Source organism: Olivibacter sp. XZL3, assembly GCF_004368405.1.
GTDB lineage: Bacteria > Bacteroidota > Bacteroidia > Sphingobacteriales > Sphingobacteriaceae > Olivibacter.
In genome coordinates this window covers 18,165-43,127 of the sequence record NZ_SBJH01000110.1, presented here as the reverse complement: position 1 = coordinate 43,127, position 24,963 = coordinate 18,165, and the positions used below count along the sequence as shown (strand labels likewise).

The following is a 24,963-nucleotide window of genomic DNA, read 5'->3' as shown; positions in this document are numbered from 1 at the left end:
GCTATTTCAGTTTTTGTTCTAATAATTTAAACTCAGTTAATACGGGCATATATTTGAATAACACGCGATAGGCGGTTTGCAAAATCGGCAACTGGCAAGGCAGCTCTTTTGTGAGCTGATAGAGCCCACGTGTGGCCCGGTAACCTTCGGCCACCATCTGCATCGCGCCTTTTGCCTTGTCTACACTGTAACCTCTACCGATCATCTCGCCGAAACTGCGGTTGCGGCTGTGCGCTGAATAAGCGGTCACCAAAAGATCGCCGGCATAAGAAGAGTTAAGGAGCTCCGACGAGCGGCCCATCTGTTGGAGGACGTCTTTCAGTTCTTGCAAGGCATTGGCAACTAACACAGCGAGGAAGTTGTCGCCATAATGAAGTCCTTTTGCCATTCCGCAGACTAAACCCACTACATTTTTGTAAATGGCTGCGTATTCTATTCCAGCTATATCATTGGCCAAACGGACCTCGATGTAGTCGCTGACAAAACAGCCTCGTAATAGCTGTTGTACCTCGACATCCGGAGCGGCGACTGTTAGATAAGTTTTTTTTCGATGGCCAATTTCTTCGGCGTGGCAAGGGCCGGCAAGAATGCCCTGAAGCTTTTCCGGTATACCCAGTTGTGTGGAAATGAAGGCGCTCGGTATTTCATGCTGATCGCCGACGGTTCCCTTTATGGAATTTAAGACGATTTTTCCGTTGATCCATGCTGCATCAAAATCTTCCAACAAGTTGGCCAGTTGACCGCTCGGCACGGCGAAGAGTATTACCGGACTCTTTCGTGCTACCGTTTGCTTGTCGGAGCTACATCGGATATATTGGGTATCTAAGTGGACGAAGTTTAAGTAATCGGGATTGCTGCCAGTTTCTTGGATTGCGTTTGCTTGCTTCGCCCTTCTCAAATACCAATTAACTGTTATTTTATTGTCTGTTAAAATTTTTACAAGTGCAGTAGCCCAGCTGCCACCGCCAAAAACGCCAAATTCAATCAAATTATTGGTTTTTTAAATTAAAGAATAACAAAGCCATGTAGTCATACGGCCAGACGGGATGCAAATATACGGGTTTTAGGAAAAATAAACAACTATTGGTTAATTTTTTAGCTGATATATGTTTATAAATATCTGTTAATCAGATCATTTTGCGATTTCTGTTCTTCAGAGCTTGTGATGTGGTTTAGCTATTTACATGGGCTACGGCGCGGTTTACACGGGGCGATACATCGGTAACTGTTGCCGTAACTCGTCTTCTCCGATTAAATGAGGGGCTTGGAATTGCATTTGAATGAGTTCCAGTGGAAAATGTAACACGCTGTTTGTAGTTTGAACCACCGCTTCATCTTTGTTAAAATAGTGACTTTGATATTCGCCAATGAGGGAATCTATCTCCTGCAAACGAATAATCAGCTCATGAATCACAAAAACAGGCGCCTGTATACTGCTTGCTTTATTCATATTAACATTAGATTATCAATTATTTAATACAATTTTAACCATTTAATTTTGATTTTAGAAATAAAGATCGGCGCTTCCTATATTTTAAGTAGGGGTAGCTTTTGCTGAGAAGACCGTTTATCCACATTTTTTGTTAAAATGGGTAGAGAAGTTGGTGTTAACCGGGAATGCCTTTAACTTCGTATATCTTTAAATTAAAAAATATGGCAAAAATTGTTCTGCTTTCTGCAAGTATCAGACAAGGTCGCAATAGTCATCGTGTAGCCTTGTATTTTCAGCGTTATATCGAAAACAATCAGTTGGCTGAGGTGGAGATGGTCGACTTAAATGCCTATAATTTCCCTCTTTTTGAAGAGCGTTTACGTTTCTTGAAAGATCCGTCCGACAAGATACTGGATTTTGCATCAAAAATTCGGACGGCGGACGGCATTTTGTTGGTAACTCCGGAGTACAATGGGGGCTATCCCGCGAGTTTAAAAAACGTAATTGACTTGTTGTATGATGAATGGCGTAAGAAGCCTATAGCCATTGCTACCGCGTCTGCCGGAAATTTCGGCGGAGCGCAGGTTACGACTTCCTTGGTGTTCAGTCTATGGAAAATAGGCGTGATGCTGGTTCCGGCAATGTTTCCCGTAGCGAAGGTGCAAGAGGCTTTCAATGAAGAGGGTGAACCACTTGATAAGGCTCAGACAGACAAAAGAGCACACCATTTCGTGAACGAATTATTGTGGTGTATCGAAGCGAAAAGAAGAATGTTGGCTGGGGCGTAGTACGGCGTTTTCCTGCCGCCACAGGCATTTCACTATCTTGCCATTGATGACGATTAGCAGGCATACGGCATCGGTAATAGAAGTATCAGTAGGTGTAATAACCTACCAATACTTCCACTGGATGGCATAACGGCGTGATCTTTGCATCGATGTCGTTAGCCTGTTAGTTGTAACCCGGATTCTGAGGAAAGCTGCCTGTGCCTCCTTCTGTTCGGTCGATCTGATCCTGGGGAATGGGACGTAAAGAATGATATTCTTTTACATTTCGCCCGCCGTCAGGGTTATAAGCTTGTACCCGGGTGACGAGTTGACCGGTTCGTACCAAATCATACCAGCGGAGCTGCTCGCCGAGTAGCTCCCTGCCGCGCTCTTCCAGTATGAAATCGATGTTTAGGTCGGCCGCCGTAATCAACATGGCTTGACGGTGTGCTGCGTCTTCCGTTTCATCCAGGCCGTTATAAGCGGCCCGTGCCCGTACCCTATTCATATAAGTAACGGCTTTATCCGTATCTCCGGCATACATAAACGCTTCGGCGGCGATTAGGCAGGTTTCGGCGAGTCGAAACGCCAGAAAGTCGCGGGATCCGAATTCATAATTGATATCGGGGCGTTCCGGATCTAAAAACTTAATCAAGGTAGGATATAGTTTTTTTGTATAAGCCTGTGGCTCGATTACCATAAAGTTTTTCGAAGCTTTCACTGCGGGGTCTAATTGATAACCGGGGAGCCAAACGGCGGTATCTCCTAGGGCGTAGGTGACTTCCTTGCCGTTTACATTGTAAGTTCCCGGCCTGCTGCAATAAAATACATCTTTGAAGCTCTTTTTATAGCGGGTATCGTTCACCCGATCGGCAAACAACACATCCAGTGTATAGTTGGTAGGCATAAAACGTTTCCAGGGTTGGCCGTCCCGAATGTTCCTGTTCATGCCTGGTAATACGTCGTATTCCATTAAAAAATAGCGATGTGCCGCATTGCCGGTTCCATCGGCATCTGAGTCGGCGCCATTGGTAATGGCATTTTTAGTGTACTGAACGGCCCAGATCACTTCGTCGTTGCGCTCACCGGCACCTTGTTCAAAAACCGAGGCAAAGTCATCGAGTAAGCGGAAATTATAGCCAGTGATGACCTGTTCGGCCAAGGTGGCGGCCTCTTGATAATCGCTGTCCTGCGCCGCTTCGGAGCTTGCTCTTGTAAGCAGCACCCTGGCCAATAGGTGCTCGGCAGCAGGTTTGGTAGCGCGGCCATAGTCGCTCTGCTCAACAGGCAGGTATTGGATGGCCGACCGTAAGTCGTCTTCTACAAGTTGGTAGATGTCGGGCAGTGGCGCCCGCGAAGCTACAGTAGTTGCCTCGGTCGTTTCGGTGGTGGTGAGATGTACCGCACCGTACTGTTGGATCAAGGTGAAATAATAATAGGCGCGCAGAAACTGAGCTTCGCTTTTGCGGATATTGCGCTGCTCTTCGGCTAGCTCGGTAATGCCGTCGGCACGGCCGATGACGGCATTGCATGTATTGATGCCTACATATAAATTATTCCATAAGTCGCGTACATAAGCTGTACGGGGATCAAATTGAGAAGTATACTCATTGATAAATTTATACGATCCGTCGGAGCCCATGGTGTAGGTATCGGTGCCAAAAACGGTCATGGTCATACCCAGTTCGTTGGCATGAAAAGTACGAAGGGTTGAATAAGCGGCTTTAACGCCATCTTCAAAGCCTTCAGGGGTAGAAAGGTAATCGTCGCTTACTTGCGAGCGGATTTCTTCATCAAGCATACGCTTGCAAGAACTAAACAAGGTAAGCGTCAGTATGGATAGCATGAATAGTGTTCTCATTGTTGTTAAAATTTAACGTTTAAACCAAAAAGCCAAGTACGGGTGGGGGGTGTATCTACCGGTAGGTTTTCGGCATCTGCATTGAAATCGATCCCTTCGGGGTCAACGCCTTGGTGTTTGTTGACATACGAGGAGATAATTAATGGCTGTTGGGCACTCACATAGAGGCGGAGCGATTCGGCACCTATTTTTGACGCCCAGCTTTTCGGGAAATTGTAACCCAGATTAACGTTTCTGATTTTGACGAAGGAGCCGCTAAAGTAGGCCATGGTGGTGTTATACACAGGCCGTTCTTGGTTTTGATTGGGCCTTGGATAAGCATTAGTCGGATTATTGGGCGTCCAATAGTCGACATTCAGGTTATTATATCGCCCAAAAAGGGTGTTGTGTACTTCGTGAAAGGAACTATAAATCATGTTTCCGAAATTGAAATAAAGGAAAACTGATAGGTCGAAGCCACGATAAGCAAAGCGGTTGGTTAATCCTCCGGTAAGAGAGGGTCTGTTATTACCCAGAATAACCCGATCCAGGTCGTTAATGACACCGTCCTCGTTCTGGTCTCGGATCTTTATTTCGCCCGGTACGCGGCCATAACGGGCGGCTTCTTCTGCTTCGTTGCTTTGCCAGATGCCCGTCTTTTCAAAGTCGTAATAGACCTGTATCGGTTGTCCAATAAACCAGCGGTTACCTACATCGTCTTGTTTTCCACCGTACAATTCGGTGATGCTTTCTTTGTTTGTTGCAAAGTTGAGATCTGTGTTCCAGCTAAAACCGTTCTCATCTTTCGGTTTAATATTCGTGGACGATATACTAAATTCAAAACCCGTGTTTTTGGTTGATCCTACGTTTTCCATAATGGATCCAAAGCCGGTTGTGAACGGTAGTTGGCGTTCCATAAGCAGGTCGCGGGTTTGTTGAGTATAGAATTCAGCCGCGCCCGACACGCGACCTCCGAGGATTGCATAGTCTAAACCAATATTGAATTGACGCGTCGTTTCCCATTTCAGATTATCGTTTTGTAACTGGTTGGGCCGGAAGCCAAATCCCGCTGTCTCGTCAAAGGCGTAAGTGGTGCGCCGTAAGAGCCCTTGTGTGCCGTATGGGTCGATACCGGTGTTGCCCGTTTCACCGTATGATGCGCGTAGCTTTAAGAGGTCAAAGATTTTATTACCTTCCATAAAGGATTCGTTGCTCATTGTCCAGCCTAAAGCGAGCGAAGGGAAAAATCCATAACGATGGTTTCTTCCGAAGCGGGAGGATCCATCGATCCGGGTAGTTATCGTGGCCAGAAAGCGATCGTCAAAAATGTAGTTTACACGGCCCATATAAGAAATGATATCCCATCGTTGAAAATCACTTCCCGTGCCCAATATTTCTTCTGCCGCACCAAAATTGAAATACTGCATTTCTTCAACCGGAATGCCCCTGACGCTGATATCGGTGGCTTCGAACTGCCGGTGTTGCAAACCAAATAGCCCCGTAACTTCCAAGGCGTGCTTTTCGGCAAAAGTTTTATTGTATTTTAAGATGTTTTCCAGCGTATAATTGAACACTAAGTCTTCGTTTCCCTGCGCAGCAGCGGATCCTCCCAAACGCGTATTCGTATACCGGCCCTGAAAATTGCCGACGCGATTTTGAATGAGATCCGGACCGAAGTTGAGGCGAAACGTGAGTCCTTCGGCCAAGGTAGCTTCACCGTAGATGCTGCTGAATAGACGCATGCGTTTGTTTTTATTGAGCAGGGCGCCCGGGACCAATTCGCTTAAGGGATTGCTACGCAGTCCGTCGGTTGTGGGCAAAAATATAAGATTACCTTGCTCATCGTAGGGAACACCTAGCGGGTTTTCTAGCAGTGCATCGTCATAAGGATTCAGATCTTGACCATTTGTGATGCTATAGTTGCCCAACATGGAAGTACCAATGCGTATCCGGTCACCGATCTGGTGATCGAGGTTGACCCGCATGGCATAGCGGCTAAAGTCTTGGATGGGTATAATCCCTTTGTCGTTCATGTAATTGAAGCTTACATTGAAGCGGGTCTTTTCTGATCCACCCAATATGCTTAGCGAATGGTTCATGCTGTGCCCTGTTTGGAGCATGAGATCTTGGTAATCGGTGCTTCGGCCCTGTGCAATGGAGGTGAGTTCTACCGGGTCGAATAGCCCTGGTGTATTTTGATCGGCATTTGGGTCATTATCGTCATAATTCCCGGTTGCCCGTCGGGATTCCCTTTTAAATTCGGCGAATTGCTCGCCATTCATCATCTCAATCTGTTTATACGCACTGGAAAAGCCAAACCAATTGTCGTAGCTAACGGTGGTTTTACCTGCGGTTCCGCGCTTTGTTGTGATGATAACGACGCCGTTCGCTCCACGCGAGCCGTAGATGGCGGTAGCAGAGGCATCTTTCAGCACTTCCATAGAGGCGATATCCTGTGGGGGGATATCTTCCAGTCCGCCTGTAATCGGAATACCATCTATTACATAGAGGGGGTCGTTGCCCGCAGAAAAAGAGCGGTTTCCGCGGATACGCACGGTTGCGGCACCCCCTGGTTTATTGTTTGTGTTGGTTACAAACACACCTGCTGCCCGACCTTGCAGCGCTTGAGACGGTTGTGTTACCGGTACCTCGGCAATGGATTGTGCGCTGACCGAAGAAACGGCACCGGTTACATCCTGCTTACGCTGACTACCGTAGCCCACTACAACGACTTCATCGAGCGCGGTATCGTCATCAGGTTTTAACGTGATAACGATCTGTTCCGATTGGCCCGCTCTTAGTATCTGTTCGGCCGGTTCGTATCCGATAAAAGAGATGATTAATACATCGGTTGGGGCGCTAGACTGGATAACGAATGCGCCGCTTTCATTGGTTGAAACTTTTTTTGTTGTCCCTTTAATCGCCACAGTAGCTCCTTGCAGAGGCTTTTTGTTTTCGTCTAGTACCCGGCCCTTGATTTCACGTTCCTGAAAATCGCTCGATAGCTTGCTGTGGGGTGGAGCATGAAAGGCAGCGAATGAGCTGGACGCCAGCCAGGGTGAATACAGTAGGGACATGAGCAGTATCCCCTGCTTAAGTTGTTTTTTGGCTAAACTGGTTTTCATTGAAAATAATTTATTATTGTTTATAATTGACTGGTTTATCAATATCTCGGATGCACGGAACACCACGCAAAAATGGGTAGGAAGCGGTTAATATTATTTAACGCTTACTTTTTGCGGAACTGAATGGTTCGCTTGATATATCGTTTGATGTTGATTAACAAGTATTACATTGGCTCTTTAGGTCTGTAGAGTATCAAACAATAGAAGCTTTCATCTAAGAATTTAATTATTTTACGGTTCATAATTACTTTATTTAAGTTTACGTTCAAAATTGGTCTCTGGTTTCACTATAGGGTTTCGCCATAGCTACTGTTACATAATCAACGGCAAAGTGCAAAGAATATGTTTGGATTGGGGTATCTGATCCCCAGTTTTTTTACGATAACGTTATCGTAAGCCGATTTATAGAAAACGGCCCATTTCTTGTAGGAAGTTCTATTTTAGTGGGTGTGTTTGCGCTACATCTGCCCTTAGGGTTTCAAATGGAGTACGTCGGCGCCCAAATCCTCTTCAAATACCCTTTCAAATTTTTTTTCGTGCGGGATAATCATAATTTCCAAAGATCCTGTACCGACTGTTCCGTCGAGAATATGGCCTCCATAGGCCTTGAAATCTTTGCCCGCTACCACACCGTGTAAGTGTATGCTAGGCTTGCCTTGCTGCCAAGCGATAGTTCCCTGCATACTGGCCAATTCCACATCTTTAAAATGTTGCGGGTCGAATTTCTTCTTTGCTGAATCGAAGAAACCAAAGGTGATGTTCACAAAGCCCATACCGGTAAAGTTGGCAGATGGGATGTGCTCTTTTTGGGCGAAGCGCTCGAGCTGTTCGATCACATTGTCTCCTTGTCTCAACACCATTAAGTAACCGCTTTGTACTTTAGTGTACCGCAGTGTCGAATCCTTCTCTTGCGCAAGCGATGAGCTGACATCAAAGAAGCTCAGACAGATAAATAGGAGAAAGGTTGCATGTACTTGACCTATTTTCATGATGTTTTATTGTAGGTGCTAAGGTGGCCGACCAGCGTTCTTTTTTAGTCGGTCATTACTTATTATCAGTTACAATTTTATCCATGCTTTGTTTATTTTAATTTATAGTGGCCAAGCGTGGGGTGCTAAAAAGTCGTTCGGTATATCGCTAATCCACAACTGAAATCGCGATTGGCCTGCGCATTTTTTTAAAACGCGAAAGTGGGTGACTTTTTAAGGGTTCGTGCCGGCAAAGGTATGCGGTGGCAACCGAAGAGAAGGCTATCCTCGACGCAGTTTTTTTATCAAGGCTATTTGGATAATAATGTAGTAGGATTTTAGCAACGCTTTTGAAATAGCGTTTTAAGGGCTTATTGATTTTCATATCTTTGGAGCCGATTAACTTCTCTTTATAATGCATAGGGTAGCGACCTTACAGGAATACTATAAAAGAACGTGCAGGAAAATGCCCGACGATCACTTCTTGCCATTGATTACCTACACAACCACCAAGCCGCGTATGGGGGATAGACCATTCGGTGCCTCCGTATTAGTTTTCTAATCTTAAAAAGCGAGAGGTACGATGAAGCTATATAATAATAAGTATGAGAAAATAAGCACCGTTTCCACCTTTGTTTTAGTTCCTTTATCGGGTTTGGTTACCGATATTTACATTCCCTCGTTTCCCGAGATGCAGTCGGTTTTTCAAACGAGTGCTGCGGGCATCCAGTTTACCCTCTCATGCTTTTTGATCAGCTATGGTATTACGATGTTTGTCGCCGGAAGCATAGTGGACAGTTTTGGAAGATACAAAATTGTGTTGGGTGCGTTATTGCTTTTTGCATTGAGTAATTTTTCGATAGCTTATATGCAAAATCTGTATTTCCTTTATATCGTACGCATCCTGCAAGGAATACTGACAGCCCTTATAGTAGTTGCGAAGCGTGCTTTTTTGGTAGACATTTATACCGGCGAAAAGTTAAAACATTATATGGGCTTGTTGTCGGTAGTATGGGCGCTTGGCCCGATCACCGCGCCCTTTTTAGGGGGATATTTGCAATCGTATTGGGGCTGGACATCCAATTTTATTTTTTTAGGCTTGTATGCGCTGTTATCCTTTATGTTAGAATACCGTTATTGTGGGGAAGCGATGCGCCACATACAGGCCTTTCGGATGTCCGCGGTTGTGAGGAATTATCGTAAGGTGCTTGGAACGCCCGACTTTTCGCTCGGACTCTTTGTGTTGGGAGCGACCTACGCGATGGTCTTGATTTTCGGTATGACTGCGCCTTTTATTATTGAAGAGCAGTTTCACTTTTCATCGGTAGTAACCGGTTATTGCGCGCTCATTTCGGGCCTCGGGCTTTTTACGGGCGGCATGGTAGCGAAGCGACTAACAAGTCGGCCTTTATTGACTAAATTGCGTATTGCTAATTTTTCCCAATGTTTTATTGCCCTGTTCATGTTTTTGGTGGGCATGTTTACGGCCGATATCTATGTGCTCATGTTGTTTGTGTTTAGCATGCATGTTTGTTCGGGTTTTATGTACAATGTTTATTTTACTTTTTGTTTAACACGTTTCCCGCAAAATGCCGGTATATCGAGCGGTATAACCAGCGGGGGGTCTTATTTAATAACCTCTGTACTAAGTTATGGTATGGTAAGTCTGGTAAAAGTGAGCAACCAAAGCACGCTCGCAATCTGCTACTTCGTTATGGCTTCGCTAACCTTCGCCTTGTTAATCGTTTTGAGAAGGATACGGCTTCCCGTATAGCAAAATTATCGCTTTATAGGTTTTAGCTTTGCGTTTTCATCGTAACTATTAAATATCTTTGTGATGAAGGCTATTCCAGTTGCTTGAAGCGGAATACGGGAATGGTAACAAAGTGAACAAGTAAGAAACGATTAAAAAATAATAAAAGGCCTTATGGTATTTATTCTCAGTGCGGCATTGCTGCTGACTGTCGCAGTTTTTCTTTATGTCCGACAGGATAAGTTTGGTAAGGCGCCGTCCGGCGAGCGCTTGGAACGGCTAAAACGATCGCCCAATTATCGGGATGGAAAGTTTCAGAATGAACATTTCACTCCCAATCTTACTAAAGGGTATTCTTTTATCGGCGTGCTTTATAATTTTCTTTTCCGAAGGGATCCAAGAAATAGACCCGTTGACGAAATTCCATCCATTAAAACAGATTTAGTTCAGCTGAAGGCTGAAAATGATCTTTTGGTTTGGTTTGGACATTCTTCCTACCTGTTACAGTTGGACGGTAAACGATACTTAATAGACCCGGTATTTTGCGGTAATGCATCGCCGATCCCTCGTTCGAACATCAGTTTTAGAGGAGCCGACCGCTATACAGCGGCCGACATGCCGGCCATTGATTATCTACTGATAACGCATGATCATTACGACCATCTTGATCACGAAACTGTGTTGGCGTTGAAAGGCAAGGTGGCACAGGTGATTTGCGGTTTGGGGGTGGGGTCGCATTTGGAACATTGGGGATTTGATGCCGATAAGATTATTGAAAAGGATTGGAATGAACGGATGGAGCTAAGCAACCATGCGGTGTTATACACAGCACCTTCACGGCATTTTGCAGGTAGAAGTTTTAGCCGGAATAATACCCTTTGGCTTTCGTTTTTGCTGGAAACCCCCAAACGACGGATTTACATGGGAGGTGATAGCGGTTACGATACACATTTTGCTGCCATAGGTGAGCAATTTGGGCCGATTGATTTAGCGATCCTCGATAATGGCCAATATAACAAAGCATGGCAAGCTATACATATGCTGCCCGAAGAGGTGATTAAAGCAGCCGAAGCGCTGCGGGCAAAGCAGCTTTTTCCAGTGCACTCGTCAAAATTTGCGCTTTCATTGCATCCTTGGGATGAGCCTTTGAAAAGGATAAGTGCACTTGCGAAAGCCGCAAAGCTTCCTTTGCTTACTCCCAAAATAGGCGAAGTTGTATACCTCGGCGATCGTTTACAGTCGTTCCAGGAATGGTGGAACGGAGTGAATTGATGCCGGAAAGTAAATCGTTTTCTTTGAAACAATCTCGCGGCCTAACTGTTGACAAATAGTTAAACGTGTAAATCAGAAAAAAATGGGACTATTTAGAACACTGTTATTAGGTGCAGCGGCGTACGGTGCCTATAAATATGCGACGAAAAAAGATGCAAACGGCCGGTCTATGGTAGACGATATAAAGGACAAAGCGCCTGAATGGAAAGAAAAGATAATGCGGTTTAAAGACGATGTGGGGCGAGATTTTAAACATAAAGCAAAACAGTACGAGTAAGCCTGTAGGCTTTGTTTTTTATTTAAAAAGTTACAAGCAGGAAAAACAGCGCCTAAATTTGTGTTTAATTTCGGCGCTGTTCGTCATGTTTTGAGATTTTCTGCTAAAGATTATCGCTAATATCGATCACTTCAATTTCAAATACCAAAGGAGAATTGGCTGGAATTTTTTCATTAGCTTTATCGTCATAGCCCCAAGGCGAGGGCGTAACAAAACGGATCTTAGAACCCTTTTTCAATCCGGAATTCGTCAACCCAAAGGTGGGAATGCTTTGCGTCCTTTATATTTGACTTCTACCGTGGGCGCAACAATCTGGCCAAGGGAGTTCAGTTTGTACGTATATGAATCAGATTGCCCGGCAGCCAAGACCTCGTACCAAATACCCGTGCTATCATTGCGTCTCGGGTTGATCCACCCATTGCCTGGGTCTTGAACATAAGCCCGTAAGATCGGTTCCTGTTCAGCAAGGGCTTTTTGTATACGTGCTCTGGTGATTGAATCCTGTCGTGCGTTTTCTCGCTGGATTTCATCGAAATCGTTCTTATCGCATGCTGAAAAAACAATAAGCGCCCCGAAAAGTAAAAATAAAATTTTGTTTGCGTGTTTCATTTGTCTGAAGGTTAAATTTTTCTCTTGTGTTACTGCAAGTGAGTTTAAGTTCGTCGTTTTAACGTTGGTTGACGAATTTTCGCTACAGTAGTTCTAAACTGCTTTTTAATGGGCTGTCGGCTTCTGCCTCTCCCGAAGATGGCTTCGGAGATTAGCCCGATCTTCATGCAGACTTGTTCGGGAATCCTTTTTATTTTTTATGGTATTATCATGGGCATTGTTTATCAAAGCGGTGTGTAATTGTGTGTAAAATCGACAAAAAGGCCTCATTCGCTGCCTGTTAAAAGCTCGATGCGCGAAAAATTGTTAATTTAGTTTGTCAGTATTAAAATAACCTATTATGTATACAAGAAGAATAAACCACCATCAACGAAATACCAGAAGGAGATCAAGACATGGTGTTTCGTTACTTGAAAAGCAAAATGCCTTGGATTTTTCCAGTATTCTACTTTTTTCTTTCGTTATAGTGGTACTGGTTGCTCTTTTTTCCGTAGACGATTCGGCTATCATAGCATGGCTGAACACCTTTACCAAGCGGTAGCCGGGAAGGGGCGGGTTCGATATGAACGAATGCCCCTTTTAAGAGACATCCGCTCGCTCCTTTTGGAGTCTTTGATCTTTAAAGAAGACCAGGAACAGGACGAAAACCACTGCAGCAATAATTGCAGGAGATATCCATAAATATTTCCAAAAGTTAACAACCTGTTGTACTTTTAAGTATTCAGCAATAAAACCGGCTACCCAGAAACCGATCAACATGCCTATACCGTACATGGCGATCGTTACTAAGCCCTGTGCGGACGACCGATAGCGTTCTCCCGCAATGGTGTCCGTATAGATTTGTCCTACTACAAATAGAAAATCATAACAGACTCCGTGTAAGAGTATAGCTGTAATGAACATAAAAGATAGACTTCCTGCGTCGCCATAGGCAAAAAGGAGGTAACGGATAACCCAGGCCGCAATGCCTACAAGAATCGTCTTTTTGTAACCTAATTTAGCAAAGAAGAAAGGAATAAAGAGTAAGCACAGCGCCTCCGAGAATTGGCCTAATGCCATTTTAGCGGTGGGGTTGGATAGACCGACGGCCGTTAAAAAAGGATTGGCATTTTGATAATAGAAGGCTAAAGGTATACAGATTAATATAGCTGAAACAAAGAAAATTAAAAAGTCTTTCTGTTTTAATAAGCCGAGGGCGTCAAATCCGAGTAATGACAACACGTCGTTTTTAGCCCTTATACCGGTGTTGACGGGGGGTGTCTGAGGCAAGGTGAAACTGAATATAGCTAAAAGCAGTGATGAAAAACAGCCCAATAAAAAGGTCTTTTTTAATGCGCCGGCAGCAATTGCCTCACTTTTGTCCCAATGAAAGACGTAGCTAATCGCAATGCCGGCGATGATCCATCCGACGGTTCCCCATACGCGGATGGCTGGAAATTGTTTTCTAGGCTCCGCTAAATGCCGAAAGCAAATAGCGTTGCTTAGTGCGAGTGATGACATATACGCAATGAAATAGGCCAATACATAAGGGTAGAAGTCGGCAGCACTGTCGGATCGATACATCAGAAACAATAATAATGCACCAAACAAGTGAAGGACCCCCAGAAGTTTCTCGGCATTAAAGTACTTGTCGGCAATGAGTCCTATAAAGAAGGGGGCGGCAACGGCTCCCAATGAATGGGTGGAAAATATATTGGCAATTTCGAAACCGGAGGCTTGTAAATTATGGGTTAAGTAAGTTCCTAAGGTTACAAACCAGGCGCCCTTTATGAAATATTCAAAAAACATCATAAAAGACAGCTTGAAGCGCAGGGAAAAATTCATGTAGGTCTTTCTGTTTAGTTTTCTAAAGTAGTGAAAGTTTTTAACTATCTTATTATACACTTTAACGAGAAAGGGAAAACCAACAGCCTATAGCAGGTTCGCCATTGTTTTTTTTGTGTAAAAAAAATATGAATTTGACTTTTCGACCGTCTTTATAAAAGGATTAAGACGTCTATGATGATTTATCGGTAAGCTCGCTCTGTTAGGTTATTGTTAAGCATTTATGGTTTTCTGACCGATTTGCGTGCCAAAATAAGCGTTGTATGGCGTTTCTTTGCGGTCGAAGTTGACGGAATAATGTTTCCGTACCAAAATTTACAGGTTTTCATTTAAAGGAAAGTTTATCTAAGTTTGTGCGCTTAAGAAATTTATAGAAAGAATATGGACTTTGCAATAATTGCTGCCGGTGAAGGGTCGCGCTTGGCGAAGAGTGGTTACCCCTATCCGAAACCTTTGGCTAGGTTAAACGGCATCCCTTTAATAGAGCGGTTAATCGCCATTTTTGCAGCAAACGGGGCGGAAACAATCCATATTATCGTTAATGAAGAATCGGCGTCATTGGTAGACTTCTTAGCTTCCTACGGCGGCAAAGTGCCTATTCGTGTGGTGCAAAAAAGTACGGAAAGTTCTTTGCATAGCTTCTATGAACTTTTAAAGGACATACCGACCGTTAACGAGTTATGTGCGACTACTGTGGATACTATTTTTAGGGAAGAGGAGTTTAGAAGCTATTTGCAAGCTTTTCAAGGCGATAAAAAACTCGACGCCCTAATGGCGGTGACGCCCTTTGTAGAAGATGAAAGCCCCCTATATGTAGAAGTGAACGAAACCGGTGACGTTGTTGCCTTTACCGATACGAAAGCAGGAGAAGCCGGTATCCTTGTTTCGGGAGGGATTTATGCCTTGCGAAGGAAGGCGTTACAATGCGTGGATAAGGCGATTAATAACAAGGTAGAACGCATGCGAAACTATCAACGGCTGTTATTAACAGAACGATTGAGCGTGAAAGCGTTTATTTTTAATAAAATAATAGATATCGACCATTTAGCGGATCTGCACTTAGCGGAAGAGTGGTTAAACGAAGAAAAGATATCGCAATAAACAGCAAGTGAAAAAGATCAAGATAATCGGTGTTCGCCGCGGGCGGACATTTTCTCCAAACCATATAGGAAATGACGAAGCAATCTTTTTGCTGAGCATGGACGCTTTAAAAAGGGAGGGCTGTGATGTTCGTATCTACAGTGAGGAAGAGTTTTTGCAAGATGATGCGGTTAGCGCGGATTCATGCGTTGTTTCCATGGCGAGAGAGAAGACGGTGATTAAAAAATTGCAACAGCTGGAAGCGCAGGGCGCCTGTGTGATCAATTCAGCTTTTGGCGTAGAAAATTGTTTCCGTACCAATATGACCAATTTATTGGTGAAAAATCAAATTCCTTATCCAAAAAGTATTATTGTATCTACCGATTGTCGGGATGAACGACTATTTAATGAGTTCCCACAGCCGGGTGTCTGGATAAAACGAGGTGATTTTCACGCTATCCATAAAGAAGACGTAACCTTCGTTTCTTCACGCGAGGAAGGGTTGGGAATTTTAAGGGAATACGCCTTGAGGGGAATTCCAGATGCGGTGATCTCGAAGCATTTGGTTGGCGATCTGGTAAAGTTCTACGGTGTAAGGGGAACCGATTTTTTCTTTTGGTTTTATCCGTATGAACACAATCATCACAAATATGCACATTACGAGCAGATAAACAGTAAACTGGTTTATAACCAGTTTGAAGAAAACGGGCTGAAACAAATAGCATTGAATGCTGCGCGCGTTTTGGATGTCCATATTTTTGGAGGAGATGCGATAATCGATCCCGAGGGCAACATTACCATTATAGATTTGAACGACTGGCCGAGTTTTGCGCCTTGCAGGGAAAGTGCCGCTTCTTCTATTGCGCAGCTATTAATAAACACATTTCAGAAACAGATTGATGGAATCATTGCAAGTGAAAAATAAGAAGCAAGAGAACAAAGAAATCTTTGAAAATTCGTTGAAGTCTAATGATACGGAGGAGAAGATCGACATTCATTTTTATCGTCCCATAGGTCTTCAGATTGCATTTTTTTGCCAAAAAGTAGGCTTAACACCAAACGCGGTAACTATTATCAGCATCTTTTTCGGTGTAGCGGCAGGTGTTCTTTTTTATTATCCGTCTTTGAGTATCAACTTCGTTGGTATGTTGTTATTAATGTTCGCCAACTCACTTGATAGTGCGGACGGCCAGCTGGCACGCCTCACAAACAACAAAAGTAGATTTGGTAGGATTTTAGATGGCTTCGCGGGCGATTTTTGGTTTGCTTCTATTCATATCGCTATTTGTTTACGCGCTATGAACGAAGGCTGGACTGCCGCCATCTGGATCTTCGGTATCCTCGCTGGTATCTCACATATGGTTCAATCAGCGATGGCCGACTATTACCGAAATGTACATCTGTTCTTTATTAAGGGAACAAGTGGAAGTGAGTTGGATAACAGCAAGGATTTACAGGAAGAATATGATCGTTTAACATGGTCGCAGCATGCTTGGACGAAATTTGTTTCCAAGGGCTACTTGAATTATACGAAAATGCAAGAACGTTTTTCGCCTAAGTTACAAAAGCTTTTAGGTGTTATTCGTAGTGAATTTAAAGACGGCTTGCCTGCCAATTTAATCAAGGACTTTCGGTATATGAATAAACCCCTTATGAAGTATACCAATATCGTGCAGTTTAATACGCGTGTGATTTTCCTTTTTTTGTGGCTCGTTATCGATTATGCCTGGATTTATTTCTTTTTCGATTTATTTGTGCTGAATCCGATCCTGATTTATATGTGCAATAGGCAGGAAAAAGTGAGTGCACATTTTTATGAGCGCATTAACGAGTACAAGGTGTAGATGGCTAGCAAGTTATATAAACTTTTATTTTTCGTTATTGGGATAGCTACCTTATGCTACATGGTATACGCCTTGGGCATAGACGTTATTTGGGATAATATAAAGAAAACAGGTTGGTGGTTTTTACCAGTACTTGGGAGTTGGCTTGTTATCTACCTCTTTAACGCGATTGCTTTTAAAGCGATCATTCAGGAGCCCGCTATACCAGCCAGCAATTTGCCGTTCGGCTCCGTGCTAAAGTTGACCATCACTGGTTATGCTATCAATTATATCACACCTTTTGTTGCACTGGGGGGTGAACCGTATCGAATTATGGAACTGAAACCTTACTTGGGCATCCAAAAGGCCAGTTCTTCGGTTTTGCTATATAGCCTTATGCACATGTTCTCGCATGTATTGTTTTGGCTCGCATCCATCGTCTTGATTTTAATATATGTACCGGTTAATGCCATTATGGTAACGGGATGTGCGATTATGTTTGTTACCGGCGTGGTTCTTTGTTACTGGTTTAGTCGCGTTTATAAAAAAGGATTTACGTTAAGCACCTTTAGGGTATTGGCTAAAATTCCTGGCCTGAGGAAAAAGGTGAGCGTTTTTGTGGCGGAAAAACGGCAAAGTCTTGAAGAGATCGATTATCAGATCACCGAATTGTACGCGAGACGAAGGGAACGGTTTTTTAAAGCTTTGACCTTCGAGTTTATCGCAAGGGTAGTGGGCTGCATCGAAATTTTTTGTACGGCAAAGGCTATAGGGTTGAATATGAGTGTTGTTCAGTCGCTTATTATCAGTTCCGGTTCGTCGTTATTCGCTAATTTAATATTTTTCTTTCCTATGCAGCTCGGAACGCGGGAAGGTGGTTTGGCCTTGGCATTGAAAAGCGTTGGCATGCCAGCTTCGTCCGGTATTTTTATTGGAATTATTATGCGGATCCGGGAGGTCTTTTGGATTATTATAGGCCTTGCGCTGATGCGAATTTCGAAAAGCAATGTTGACAAATCAGGCGAAGTATTGGAAGAAGTTAATGATAATATGAATATACGTTAAAATATGATTAAAGGCTTGTTATTCGATTACGGCGGTACTATCGACACAAATGGTAGGCATTGGGCGAATGTTATTTGGGAGGCTTATCAAGCGGTAGGCATCATGCTGACTTACGAACAGTTTTTGGAGGCCTACACGTTTGGCGAAAAGTCTTTGGCCATTAATCCGATTATCAAACCGCACCATATTTTTAGCGAAGTATTGCATTTGAAAATTCAGCAGCAATTTTTGTATCTAAAACTGGATGCGGATTTTGAATCGAAAATAGCAGCGATTGTCGGTCATTGCATGAAGCTTGTTCTCTCTACTGTTGAGAATGCGAAAAAAAGCCTTGATGTACTGGCCGATCGTTATCCGATGGTGTTGGTTTCGAATTTTTATGGTAATATTCAGTCGGTGCTGACCGATTTGGGGTTGATTGGTTATTTTAACGATATTGTGGAATCTGCTGTGGTAGGCGTGCGCAAACCGAATCCTGCGATTTATCAGCTCGGAGTGGATCGGATCGGGCTGGATGCTGCTGCATGTGTAGTAATTGGCGATTCGTTCAAGAAGGATATTATTCCTGCTAAAGAAGTCGGTTGCAAAACGATTTGGCTTAACGTGGACGGTATTGAAGAAGATTTGGTATTAGCGGGAAACGGGTCTGCGGATATACAGATCGACGATTTCGGAGCGCTTCCTAAAGCGCTGCAAAAGATGAGCAATGCCTTTTCGCTATAACATTTTTAAGCCTTTCTTTCTGTTGCCTTTGCATTAGGCGGCGCTAGCGGTTGAACCCGCGATAAAAAGAAAAGAACGAAAAGTTGATTATACTATATCTGTCTGCTCCAAATCGAGTAGCCGCTTCCATTCCGGGTGTCTTCTGATGAAAGCGACGACGGCGGGGCAGAGGGCAACCAATTTATAGCCGTTTTGGTCCAAATAGGTGAGTGTTTTTTCAATGAGCGCAGCGCCCACACCTTTTCCTTCAAGCTCCTTGGGTACTTCTGTGTGTATCAAATAGACCTTTTTATTACGTTCCTTGTATTCGATAAAAGGTTGTTGATCTTCTACCAAAAGCTCGAAACGGCTGTTTGCCGTATTTTTGGTTAGTTCGAGGGTGCTGAATTCTGCTTTCATTCGTTTGTGTATTATGTAATGGGCTGATTTGATAAGATAAACGCTTTTTTTTTTTAGATCATTTTTTATCGTCCATATCTGGGCTATATCACTCGATACTCCACCTTCCAAGTTCTTTAACAAATCTACAATTTTGGTTTTTGCTTTTACAATTGTTTTTCGCCTTTTCCAGTAAATATTTGTTCCGATTCTGTTCGCGAATACTGTGCATTTTGGCTAAGTTTGTTACTTAATTGTTTAAACTTAATCCATATGTACCATAAATTACTTAGCGTATTTGCTGTTTTACTATTGTTTGGCCATCTATCGGCTCGAGGGCAAAACGAATTCTCGGTTATTGCTTATTACACGGGAGATGATCAAAAGATAGATCGTTTTGAGGTCGATAAATTGACCCATATCATTTTTAGCTTTTGTCACCTCAAGGATGGTGAATTACATGTGGATAACGCACAAGATTCTACAACCATTAAATACCTCGTTTCTTTAAAAAAGACCCATCCAAAATTGAAGATTATGCTTTCATTAGGTGGATGGGGAGGTTGTGCTCCATGCTCGGAAGCGTTTTCAACGGCGGACGGCCGAAATAAATTTGCTCGTTCGGTAAAGGAAGTAAATGATTATTTCAAAACGGACGGAATTGATTTGGATTGGGAATACCCTACTATAGAAGGGCATCCCGGGCATTTATTTCAAGTTCAAGATAAGGAGAACTTTACCGCCTTAATTCAAGTGTTAAGGCAGACGCTCGGTTCTGAAAATGAGTTAAGCTTTGCTGCAGGGGGCTTTCAAAAGTATTTAGACGAATCCGTAGAATGGGAGAAAATCATGCCGCTGGTCGACCGTGTAAATATCATGAGTTATGATCTGGTAAACGGATATGCTACGGTGACCGGACACCATACCCCGCTGTTCAGCACGCGAGACGAGGAAGAATCAACCGACAGAGCGGTGAAGTTTTTATTGGGAAAGGGCATTCCAGCCAATAAGTTGGTGATCGGGGCTGCTTTTTATACGCGGGTTTGGGAAAATGTTTCCAGCCTCAGTAATGGATTATACCAAGCCGGTAAACATAGAAGCGGATACGACTTTAAATCCTATGCTGAGAACTTGACTTCAGCGAATGGATGGGCATATTTTTGGGACAAGAAAGCGAAAGCGCCTTATTGGTACAACAAAGAAGAGAAACTTTTTGCTACGGGCGACGATCTGCGTTCGGTGAAGGCTAAAACGAAGTATGCGCTGGATAACAAACTGGGTGGTATCATGTTTTGGGAACTTACATTGGATACCCATCGAGATGGACTGCTTAAAGGTATTGATGAGGTCGTAAAACAATGAAAGAAATACACTTAAGGAATGTCAACGTAGTAAGATACGTAACGCCTTTACGCGAGGGTGGATCCATGCCCGCTATTATTGAGGCAGATGACGACTTTCTATACGTCCTTAAATTTCGAGGGGCGGGGCAAGGTACACGAGCGCTGATTGCGGAATTGATCGGCAGCGAAATTGCCAGGGCACTACAGCTAAAAGTACCCGAACTGGTATTTGCCCATCTGGAACCTGACTTTGGGCGATTGGAGCCGGACGAAGAAATTCAAGATCTGCTGAAATTTAGTGTGGGACTCAATTTGGCAGTACATTATCTGTCGGGTGCCATCACCTATGATCCCATTGCCTATACGGTGGATGCCCAGCTGGCCTCGAAGATCGTGTGGTTAGATGCGTTACTTATGAACGTCGATCGGACGGCTAAAAATACCAACATGTTAATGTGGCATAAGGAGCTCTGGTTGATTGATCAGGGCGCTTCTTTGTATTTTCACCATAGTTGGCACAATTGGAAGGAGCAGGCTCTTAAGCCATTTGTACAAATTAAAGATCATGTGTTATTGAAACAGGCAACGGAACTGAAAAGTGTAGACGCCTTTGCAAAGGAAGTGCTGAATGCAGAATTTATTCAACAAGTGGTATCGCTCATTCCAGAAGACTGGTTGGAAAACGAACCTACCTTTCAGTCGGCAGACGAACATCGCTCGGCCTACGCTTACTTCTTACATTCACGGATAGAAAACTCAGCAATTTTTATAAATGGAGCTAACGATGCAAGAGCGGCACGTGTTTGAATACGCAGTGATACGTTTAGTGCCGCGCGTTGAACGGGAGGAGTTTCTAAATATCGGTGTAGTACTGTATTGTGCAAAACACAAATTTTTACAGATGCGCTTTCATGTGAACGATGCAAAATGGCATATGCTGGATAGGGAAGTGGATGTTGAGGACCTAAAGTGCTATTTGGAAGCATTTAATCGGGTTTGCTTAGGAGGTAAAACTGCCGGTATAATTGGTACGTTAGAGCCAGCCGAGCGGTTTAGGTGGTTAACAGCGGCACGCAGTACCATCTTGCAGACCTCAAAAGTGCATTTGGGTTTATGCGCCAATCCGGAAGAAAAATTGGATCAACTATTTGAGCAACTGGTTTTATAACAGGCCCTTTTTTGAAAAGAACAGAAAAAGATCTATTTTTGCGTGCCATGATTCGACTTGTTACCAGCAGTCCGCTTACACCACCTTGATTTTCACCAAGAGTTTTTCATGGTTAATTTGTGTGTTGCAATAGGCAGAAAGTTTCTATTCTCGCCTTATGTTTCCCTTTTATTTTTGTTCTTCCTTTATAATTTTTCTTATGTTTCTGAGTTTATTTAATTTTAATCAGAAGGTCGACTATAAAAACGAGATTTTAGCTGGTTTAACGGTTGCTATGACCATGATTCCAGAGTCGTTGTCCTTTGCTATCCTGGCCGGTTTTTCTCCTTTAACCGGTCTGTACGCAGCTTTTATAATGGGCTTAGTGACCGCTGTGTTCGGTGGACGGCCCGGTATGGTTTCGGGTGGGGCCGGAGCTACCGTCGTGGTGCTAATCGCCTTAATGCAGTTACATGGAATCGACTATGTTTTTGCTGCGGTGAGCTTAGCAGGTCTGCTGCAAATCCTTGTAGGCGTATTTAAGCTTGGTAAGTTTATTCGACTGGTGCCGCAACCTGTTATGTATGGGTTTGTAAACGGTTTGGCCGTTATCATTTTTATGGCACAGGTGGAGCAATTTAAAGTCAGCGACGGACCTGTAGACGTTTGGCTCAGCGGAGCGAGCTTGTATATTATGCTCGCTTTGGTGCTGCTTACCATTGCAATTGTTTGGCTTTTTCCCAAAGTAACGAAGGCCGTTCCGGCCTCGCTGGTGGCTATTGTGGTTGTATTTTTATTGGTGTTGGGGTTTCATATTGACACGAAAACGGTAAAAGACATCGCTTCAATCAGTGGTGGCTTTCCGCCTTTTCATATTCCCGCCGTACCGTTCAATATGGAAACATTGAAGGTGATTTTTCCCTATTCGTTGGTAATGGCCGGTGTAGGTTTGATAGAGACCTTATTGACCCTCAATGTGGTTGATGAAATCGTTGGTAATAGAGGGAAGGCCAATAAAGAAAGCGTTGCGCAAGGAGCGGCGAATATGTTAAACGGCTTCTTTTCCGGAATGGGCGGTTGCGCCATGATTGCACAAACCTTTGTAAATCTGTCGGCAGGCTCGCGTACGCGACTCGCCGGCATCATCGCGTCTTTGACCATCCTGTTGGTTGTTTTATTTGGAGCGCCGCTTATAGAGCGGGTTCCTATGGCGGCCTTAGTGGGGGTTATGATGATGGTTGCCATTGGAACTTTTGAATGGGTGAGCTTGCGTATTGTAAACAAGATGCCTAAGTCGGATATATTCGTAGGCGTGTTAGTGGCCGTCATTACCGTGCTTTTGCATAATCTGGCTTTAGCCGTTTTGATTGGCGTTGTGATTTCTGCTTTGGTTTTTGCTTGGGAAAGCGCCAAGCGAATCCGGGCGAGAAAGTACCTGGACGACCACGGCGTAAAACATTATGAGCTGTACGGACCGTTGTTTTTTGGCTCTGCAATGGCTTTTATGGAGAAGTTTGACATACATAATGATCCGGAGGAAGTGGTAATCGACTTCAAAGAAAGCCGTATTGCCGACATGTCGGGCATTACTGCTTTAGATAAATTAACCGAAAAATATAAGCAAGCCGGAAAAAGGCTTCAGTTGAAGCATTTAAGCGAAGATTGCAGAGCGCTTTTGAACAACGCCCAAGATGTGATCGCCGTGAACATCTGGGAAGATCCGACCTACCGGGTCCCTTCTGATAAACTCTGATGTTGTACGCATTGCATGTCAGCACAAGTGGGTGGAAAAATGTTAATGACGAATTCGTATATTCGCTATTCATTGTGGACCAGTTAATAAACCTAAAGACATGAAATACCTTAACGAATTTATCGGTACCTGGGTTCTAGTAGTACTCTATTGTAGTGCTTCTTTAGAAGCGCAGGCCCAGTTGGCATGGAAGCTCCAGTGGCAGGACGAGTTTAATGGGATAGGCTTGCCCGACAGCAATTTCTGGACGTACGACGTAGGGGGACATGGATGGGGTAATAATGAACTTCAATATTATACGCAGGCGGATACATCGAATGTTAAAGTGGAAAATGGCTGCCTTTTACTCACCGCAAGAAAAGAAGATTTGGAAGGGAAAAATTACACTTCGGCCCGTATGCTCACAAAGAAACAGGTGGGGATAAAGTATGGGAAACTGGAAATTCGAGCTGTTTTGCCAGTGGGCCGAGGTCTATGGCCGGCCATATGGATGCTGCCAACAGAATCATGGTATGGCGGTTGGCCGAGTAGTGGCGAGATAGATATTATGGAACATGTAGGCTTCACTCCGGATACGGTTTACGGAAGCGTACATACCAAAAGATTTAATCATGTTATCGGTACGCAAAAGACGAAAGGAATTTTTATCAAAGATCCCTATACCGAGTTTCATACCTACGCCATCGAGTGGGATGAGCAAGGTGTTCAGTTTTTTGTAGATAACCTATGCTATTACCGATTTGACAATAGCAAAAAGGGGCATGACGAATGGCCTTTTGATCAGCCTTTTCGTTTGTTGTTAAATATTGCTGTCGGTGGAAACTGGGGTGGAAAAATGGGGGTAGATGAAGCTATTTTTCCAGCCACTATGAAAGTTGATTACGTGCGGTATTACGTACATGACTAAACGGAGCACTTCTCCCCGGTTACATCAGGAAGCCCGGGAGAAGCGCTAATAAAAAAATAACTGCGTTCAGTATAGCCCTCAGCGTTACAAAGACGGCGTTCTGCCACCATCCACAGGAATATTGGTGCCGCTTATATAAGATGCTGCCGGCGTGGCAAGAAAGGCAATCACATTGGCTACTTCCTCGGCTGTGCCAAATCTTTTCATCGGGATGCTTTTAAGCATTTCCTCTTCAATCTGTAAGCTCGTTTTCTCCTGCACTTGGGCGCTGTCCTTTATCAAATCTAATAACCTGTTGGTTTTTGTTGCGCCGGGCAAAACATTATTTACCGTGATGTTAAATGGGCCTAATTCATTAGCGAGTGTTTTGGCCCAAGACGCCACCGCCGCCCGGATCGTATTTGAAACACCCAAATCGGGGAGAGGCGTTTTTACCGAGGTTGATATGATGTTGATAATTCGGCCGTAGCCAATTTTCTTCATGCTTGGCAGCACTGCTTGAGCGAGAAGCTGGTTGCATAAAAGATGTCTATGGAAAGCTTCGAGAAAATTTTTGGAGGAGGCCTTTAAGAGCGGGCCCGGAGAAGGCCCGCCGCTGTTGTTTATTAGAATGTGTATATCTGAATCTGCTACCAATTGATCAATGGCAAGTTCAACTTCAGCCAGTTTATTAAAATCCGCCAAGGCATACCGATGTTCCTGACCGGGTACCTTATGAAGACTGGCCACAGCTGTCTTCAATTTCTCTTCGTTGCGGGCAAAAAGAATGCAATTGGCCCCTAAACCCGACAAAACTTGCGCTGCAGCTAACCCGATGCCGTCACTGCTGCCGCAAACTAATGCGTTTTTATCTTTCAGTGAAATATTCATCATAAAC

26 protein-coding genes are annotated in these 24,963 nt (G+C 43.8%); 16 read left to right on the top strand and 10 right to left on the bottom strand.

Going from position 1 to position 24,963, the window contains the following annotated elements; all coding sequences use genetic code 11:
- Position 1 precedes the first annotated feature (1 nt).
- Together EPX21_RS20595 and EPX21_RS20590 are read right to left on the bottom strand one after the other, a co-directional pair.
- On the bottom strand, positions 2–988 hold the full coding sequence (locus tag EPX21_RS20595) for an NAD(P)H-dependent glycerol-3-phosphate dehydrogenase (RefSeq protein WP_134091546.1): 987 nt from the start codon (positions 986–988) through the stop codon (positions 2–4).
- 213 nt (positions 989–1,201) lie between these two features.
- On the bottom strand, positions 1,202–1,450 hold the full coding sequence (locus EPX21_RS20590) for a hypothetical protein (protein ID WP_134091545.1): 249 nt from the start codon (positions 1,448–1,450) through the stop codon (positions 1,202–1,204).
- Positions 1,451–1,653: 203 nt separating this feature from the next.
- Here EPX21_RS20590 and EPX21_RS20585 point away from each other — a divergent pair, with 203 nt between their 5' ends.
- Positions 1,654–2,220 (top strand): NADPH-dependent FMN reductase, encoded by a 567-nt coding sequence (locus EPX21_RS20585; RefSeq protein ID WP_134091544.1) that lies wholly within the window; start codon positions 1,654–1,656, stop codon positions 2,218–2,220.
- A gap of 163 nt (positions 2,221–2,383) precedes the next feature.
- On the opposite strand, the gene EPX21_RS20580 is transcribed toward EPX21_RS20585, so the two are convergent.
- The 3 genes from EPX21_RS20580 to EPX21_RS20570 all read right to left on the bottom strand — a co-directional run bounded on the left by EPX21_RS20580 (position 2,384) and on the right by EPX21_RS20570 (position 8,153).
- Entirely contained in the window at positions 2,384–4,060 is a 1,677-nt protein-coding gene (locus tag EPX21_RS20580) for a RagB/SusD family nutrient uptake outer membrane protein (RefSeq protein WP_134091543.1), read from the bottom strand.
- 5 nt (positions 4,061–4,065) lie between these two features.
- Positions 4,066–7,164: a TonB-dependent receptor gene (locus tag EPX21_RS20575; RefSeq protein WP_134091542.1), complete on the bottom strand. Its 3,099-nt coding sequence runs from the start codon at positions 7,162–7,164 to the stop codon at positions 4,066–4,068.
- Between the two features lie 470 nt (positions 7,165–7,634).
- Complete coding sequence (locus EPX21_RS20570) at positions 7,635–8,153, bottom strand: PPC domain-containing DNA-binding protein (protein ID WP_134091541.1); 519 nt, start codon at positions 8,151–8,153, stop codon at positions 7,635–7,637.
- A gap of 394 nt (positions 8,154–8,547) precedes the next feature.
- Between EPX21_RS20570 and EPX21_RS22825 the strand changes: the two genes are divergently transcribed.
- The 4 genes from EPX21_RS22825 (at position 8,548) to EPX21_RS20555 (ending at position 11,434) form a co-directional block, all read left to right on the top strand.
- Entirely contained in the window at positions 8,548–8,694 is a 147-nt protein-coding gene (locus tag EPX21_RS22825) for a hypothetical protein (protein WP_166670838.1), read from the top strand.
- A 21-nt stretch (positions 8,695–8,715) separates the two neighbouring features.
- Positions 8,716–9,906 (top strand): MFS transporter, encoded by a 1,191-nt coding sequence (locus EPX21_RS20565; protein WP_134091540.1) that lies wholly within the window; start codon positions 8,716–8,718, stop codon positions 9,904–9,906.
- Between the two features lie 153 nt (positions 9,907–10,059).
- Positions 10,060–11,157 (top strand): MBL fold metallo-hydrolase, encoded by a 1,098-nt coding sequence (locus EPX21_RS20560; RefSeq protein WP_134091539.1) that lies wholly within the window; start codon positions 10,060–10,062, stop codon positions 11,155–11,157.
- 82 nt (positions 11,158–11,239) lie between these two features.
- Positions 11,240–11,434, top strand: a complete 195-nt coding sequence (locus EPX21_RS20555; protein ID WP_134091538.1) for a YtxH domain-containing protein — start codon at positions 11,240–11,242, stop codon at positions 11,432–11,434.
- A gap of 103 nt (positions 11,435–11,537) precedes the next feature.
- Here the strand turns inward: EPX21_RS20555 and EPX21_RS23560 are convergent, their stop codons facing one another.
- Positions 11,538–11,672 carry an FKBP-type peptidyl-prolyl cis-trans isomerase gene (locus EPX21_RS23560; RefSeq protein WP_166670837.1) on the bottom strand — a complete coding sequence of 45 codons (135 nt, stop codon included), beginning with the start codon at positions 11,670–11,672 and terminating at the stop codon, positions 11,538–11,540.
- Between the two features lie 11 nt (positions 11,673–11,683).
- On the bottom strand, positions 11,684–12,043 hold the full coding sequence (locus EPX21_RS20545; RefSeq protein WP_134091537.1) for a hypothetical protein: 360 nt from the start codon (positions 12,041–12,043) through the stop codon (positions 11,684–11,686).
- Positions 12,044–12,383: 340 nt separating this feature from the next.
- Between EPX21_RS20545 and EPX21_RS20540 the strand changes: the two genes are divergently transcribed.
- Positions 12,384–12,584, top strand: a complete 201-nt coding sequence (locus EPX21_RS20540) for a hypothetical protein (RefSeq protein WP_134091536.1) — start codon at positions 12,384–12,386, stop codon at positions 12,582–12,584.
- Positions 12,585–12,622: 38 nt separating this feature from the next.
- On the opposite strand, the gene EPX21_RS20535 is transcribed toward EPX21_RS20540, so the two are convergent.
- Positions 12,623–13,867 carry an MFS transporter gene (locus EPX21_RS20535; protein ID WP_134091535.1) on the bottom strand — a complete coding sequence of 415 codons (1,245 nt, stop codon included), beginning with the start codon at positions 13,865–13,867 and terminating at the stop codon, positions 12,623–12,625.
- A 381-nt stretch (positions 13,868–14,248) separates the two neighbouring features.
- On the opposite strand from EPX21_RS20535, the gene EPX21_RS20530 reads away from it, so the two are divergent.
- From EPX21_RS20530 to EPX21_RS20510, 5 genes are read left to right on the top strand one after another with little or no spacing between them, the layout of a single operon-like run.
- Positions 14,249–14,968, top strand: coding sequence for an NDP-sugar synthase (locus EPX21_RS20530; RefSeq protein ID WP_134091534.1), 720 nt, complete (start codon positions 14,249–14,251; stop codon positions 14,966–14,968).
- A gap of 7 nt (positions 14,969–14,975) precedes the next feature.
- Positions 14,976–15,872, top strand: coding sequence for a hypothetical protein (locus EPX21_RS20525; protein WP_134091533.1), 897 nt, complete (start codon positions 14,976–14,978; stop codon positions 15,870–15,872).
- Positions 15,847–16,791 (top strand): CDP-alcohol phosphatidyltransferase family protein, encoded by a 945-nt coding sequence (locus EPX21_RS20520; protein WP_134091532.1) that lies wholly within the window; start codon positions 15,847–15,849, stop codon positions 16,789–16,791. The genes EPX21_RS20525 and EPX21_RS20520 overlap by 26 nt, the downstream gene beginning before the upstream one ends.
- Positions 16,792–17,835 (top strand): lysylphosphatidylglycerol synthase transmembrane domain-containing protein, encoded by a 1,044-nt coding sequence (locus EPX21_RS20515; protein ID WP_134091531.1) that lies wholly within the window; start codon positions 16,792–16,794, stop codon positions 17,833–17,835. It begins immediately after the preceding gene.
- A 3-nt stretch (positions 17,836–17,838) separates the two neighbouring features.
- Positions 17,839–18,558 carry an HAD family hydrolase gene (locus EPX21_RS20510; RefSeq protein ID WP_134091530.1) on the top strand — a complete coding sequence of 240 codons (720 nt, stop codon included), beginning with the start codon at positions 17,839–17,841 and terminating at the stop codon, positions 18,556–18,558.
- A gap of 87 nt (positions 18,559–18,645) precedes the next feature.
- Here EPX21_RS20510 and EPX21_RS20505 read toward each other — a convergent pair whose 3' ends face one another.
- Positions 18,646–18,957, bottom strand: a complete 312-nt coding sequence (locus EPX21_RS20505) for a GNAT family N-acetyltransferase (RefSeq protein WP_134091529.1) — start codon at positions 18,955–18,957, stop codon at positions 18,646–18,648.
- 252 nt (positions 18,958–19,209) lie between these two features.
- Between EPX21_RS20505 and EPX21_RS20500 the strand changes: the two genes are divergently transcribed.
- The 5 genes from EPX21_RS20500 (at position 19,210) to EPX21_RS20480 (ending at position 24,086) form a co-directional block, all read left to right on the top strand.
- Complete coding sequence (locus tag EPX21_RS20500) at positions 19,210–20,298, top strand: glycoside hydrolase family 18 protein (protein ID WP_134091528.1); 1,089 nt, start codon at positions 19,210–19,212, stop codon at positions 20,296–20,298.
- Complete coding sequence (locus tag EPX21_RS20495; protein WP_134091527.1) at positions 20,295–21,086, top strand: HipA family kinase; 792 nt, start codon at positions 20,295–20,297, stop codon at positions 21,084–21,086. Before EPX21_RS20500 ends, EPX21_RS20495 begins: the two co-directional genes overlap by 4 nt.
- Complete coding sequence (locus tag EPX21_RS20490; protein WP_134091526.1) at positions 21,064–21,447, top strand: DUF3037 domain-containing protein; 384 nt, start codon at positions 21,064–21,066, stop codon at positions 21,445–21,447. The genes EPX21_RS20495 and EPX21_RS20490 overlap by 23 nt, the downstream gene beginning before the upstream one ends.
- Positions 21,448–21,646: 199 nt before the next feature.
- Positions 21,647–23,179: a SulP family inorganic anion transporter gene (locus EPX21_RS20485; protein WP_134091525.1), complete on the top strand. Its 1,533-nt coding sequence runs from the start codon at positions 21,647–21,649 to the stop codon at positions 23,177–23,179.
- 100 nt (positions 23,180–23,279) lie between these two features.
- The gene (locus EPX21_RS20480; protein ID WP_134091524.1) at positions 23,280–24,086 is read left to right on the top strand and encodes a family 16 glycosylhydrolase; all 807 of its coding nucleotides are present in this window, start codon (positions 23,280–23,282) and stop codon (positions 24,084–24,086) included.
- Between the two features lie 84 nt (positions 24,087–24,170).
- Here the strand turns inward: EPX21_RS20480 and EPX21_RS20475 are convergent, their stop codons facing one another.
- Entirely contained in the window at positions 24,171–24,959 is a 789-nt protein-coding gene (locus EPX21_RS20475) for an SDR family oxidoreductase (protein WP_240768750.1), read from the bottom strand.
- Between the last annotated feature and the right edge of the window lie 4 nt (positions 24,960–24,963).

Excerpts from the sequence above, each read along its gene's own strand:
- EPX21_RS20510 (WP_134091530.1), top strand. The coding sequence starts at position 17,839 with ATGATTAAAGGCTTGTTATTCGATTACGGCGGTACTATCGACACAAAT.
- EPX21_RS20490 (WP_134091526.1), top strand. The coding sequence starts at position 21,064 with ATGCAAGAGCGGCACGTGTTTGAATACGCAGTGATACGTTTAGTGCCG.
- EPX21_RS22825 (WP_166670838.1), top strand. The coding sequence starts at position 8,548 with ATGCATAGGGTAGCGACCTTACAGGAATACTATAAAAGAACGTGCAGG.
- EPX21_RS20505 (WP_134091529.1), bottom strand. The coding sequence starts at position 18,957 with ATGAAAGCAGAATTCAGCACCCTCGAACTAACCAAAAATACGGCAAAC.
- EPX21_RS20560 (WP_134091539.1), top strand. The coding sequence starts at position 10,060 with ATGGTATTTATTCTCAGTGCGGCATTGCTGCTGACTGTCGCAGTTTTT.
- EPX21_RS20485 (WP_134091525.1), top strand. The coding sequence starts at position 21,647 with ATGTTTCTGAGTTTATTTAATTTTAATCAGAAGGTCGACTATAAAAAC.
- EPX21_RS20535 (WP_134091535.1), bottom strand. The coding sequence starts at position 13,867 with ATGAATTTTTCCCTGCGCTTCAAGCTGTCTTTTATGATGTTTTTTGAA.
- EPX21_RS20480 (WP_134091524.1), top strand. The coding sequence starts at position 23,280 with ATGAAATACCTTAACGAATTTATCGGTACCTGGGTTCTAGTAGTACTC.
- EPX21_RS20515 (WP_134091531.1), top strand. The coding sequence starts at position 16,792 with ATGGCTAGCAAGTTATATAAACTTTTATTTTTCGTTATTGGGATAGCT.
- EPX21_RS20545 (WP_134091537.1), bottom strand. The coding sequence starts at position 12,043 with ATGAAACACGCAAACAAAATTTTATTTTTACTTTTCGGGGCGCTTATT.
- EPX21_RS20585 (WP_134091544.1), top strand. The coding sequence starts at position 1,654 with ATGGCAAAAATTGTTCTGCTTTCTGCAAGTATCAGACAAGGTCGCAAT.
- EPX21_RS20570 (WP_134091541.1), bottom strand. The coding sequence starts at position 8,153 with ATGAAAATAGGTCAAGTACATGCAACCTTTCTCCTATTTATCTGTCTG.
- EPX21_RS20580 (WP_134091543.1), bottom strand. The coding sequence starts at position 4,060 with ATGAGAACACTATTCATGCTATCCATACTGACGCTTACCTTGTTTAGT.
- EPX21_RS20575 (WP_134091542.1), bottom strand. The coding sequence starts at position 7,164 with ATGAAAACCAGTTTAGCCAAAAAACAACTTAAGCAGGGGATACTGCTC.
- EPX21_RS20500 (WP_134091528.1), top strand. The coding sequence starts at position 19,210 with ATGTACCATAAATTACTTAGCGTATTTGCTGTTTTACTATTGTTTGGC.
- EPX21_RS20495 (WP_134091527.1), top strand. The coding sequence starts at position 20,295 with ATGAAAGAAATACACTTAAGGAATGTCAACGTAGTAAGATACGTAACG.
- EPX21_RS20540 (WP_134091536.1), top strand. The coding sequence starts at position 12,384 with ATGTATACAAGAAGAATAAACCACCATCAACGAAATACCAGAAGGAGA.
- EPX21_RS20475 (WP_240768750.1), bottom strand. The coding sequence starts at position 24,959 with ATGATGAATATTTCACTGAAAGATAAAAACGCATTAGTTTGCGGCAGC.
- EPX21_RS20555 (WP_134091538.1), top strand. The coding sequence starts at position 11,240 with ATGGGACTATTTAGAACACTGTTATTAGGTGCAGCGGCGTACGGTGCC.
- EPX21_RS20530 (WP_134091534.1), top strand. The coding sequence starts at position 14,249 with ATGGACTTTGCAATAATTGCTGCCGGTGAAGGGTCGCGCTTGGCGAAG.
- EPX21_RS20590 (WP_134091545.1), bottom strand. The coding sequence starts at position 1,450 with ATGAATAAAGCAAGCAGTATACAGGCGCCTGTTTTTGTGATTCATGAG.
- EPX21_RS20565 (WP_134091540.1), top strand. The coding sequence starts at position 8,716 with ATGAAGCTATATAATAATAAGTATGAGAAAATAAGCACCGTTTCCACC.
- EPX21_RS20520 (WP_134091532.1), top strand. The coding sequence starts at position 15,847 with ATGGAATCATTGCAAGTGAAAAATAAGAAGCAAGAGAACAAAGAAATC.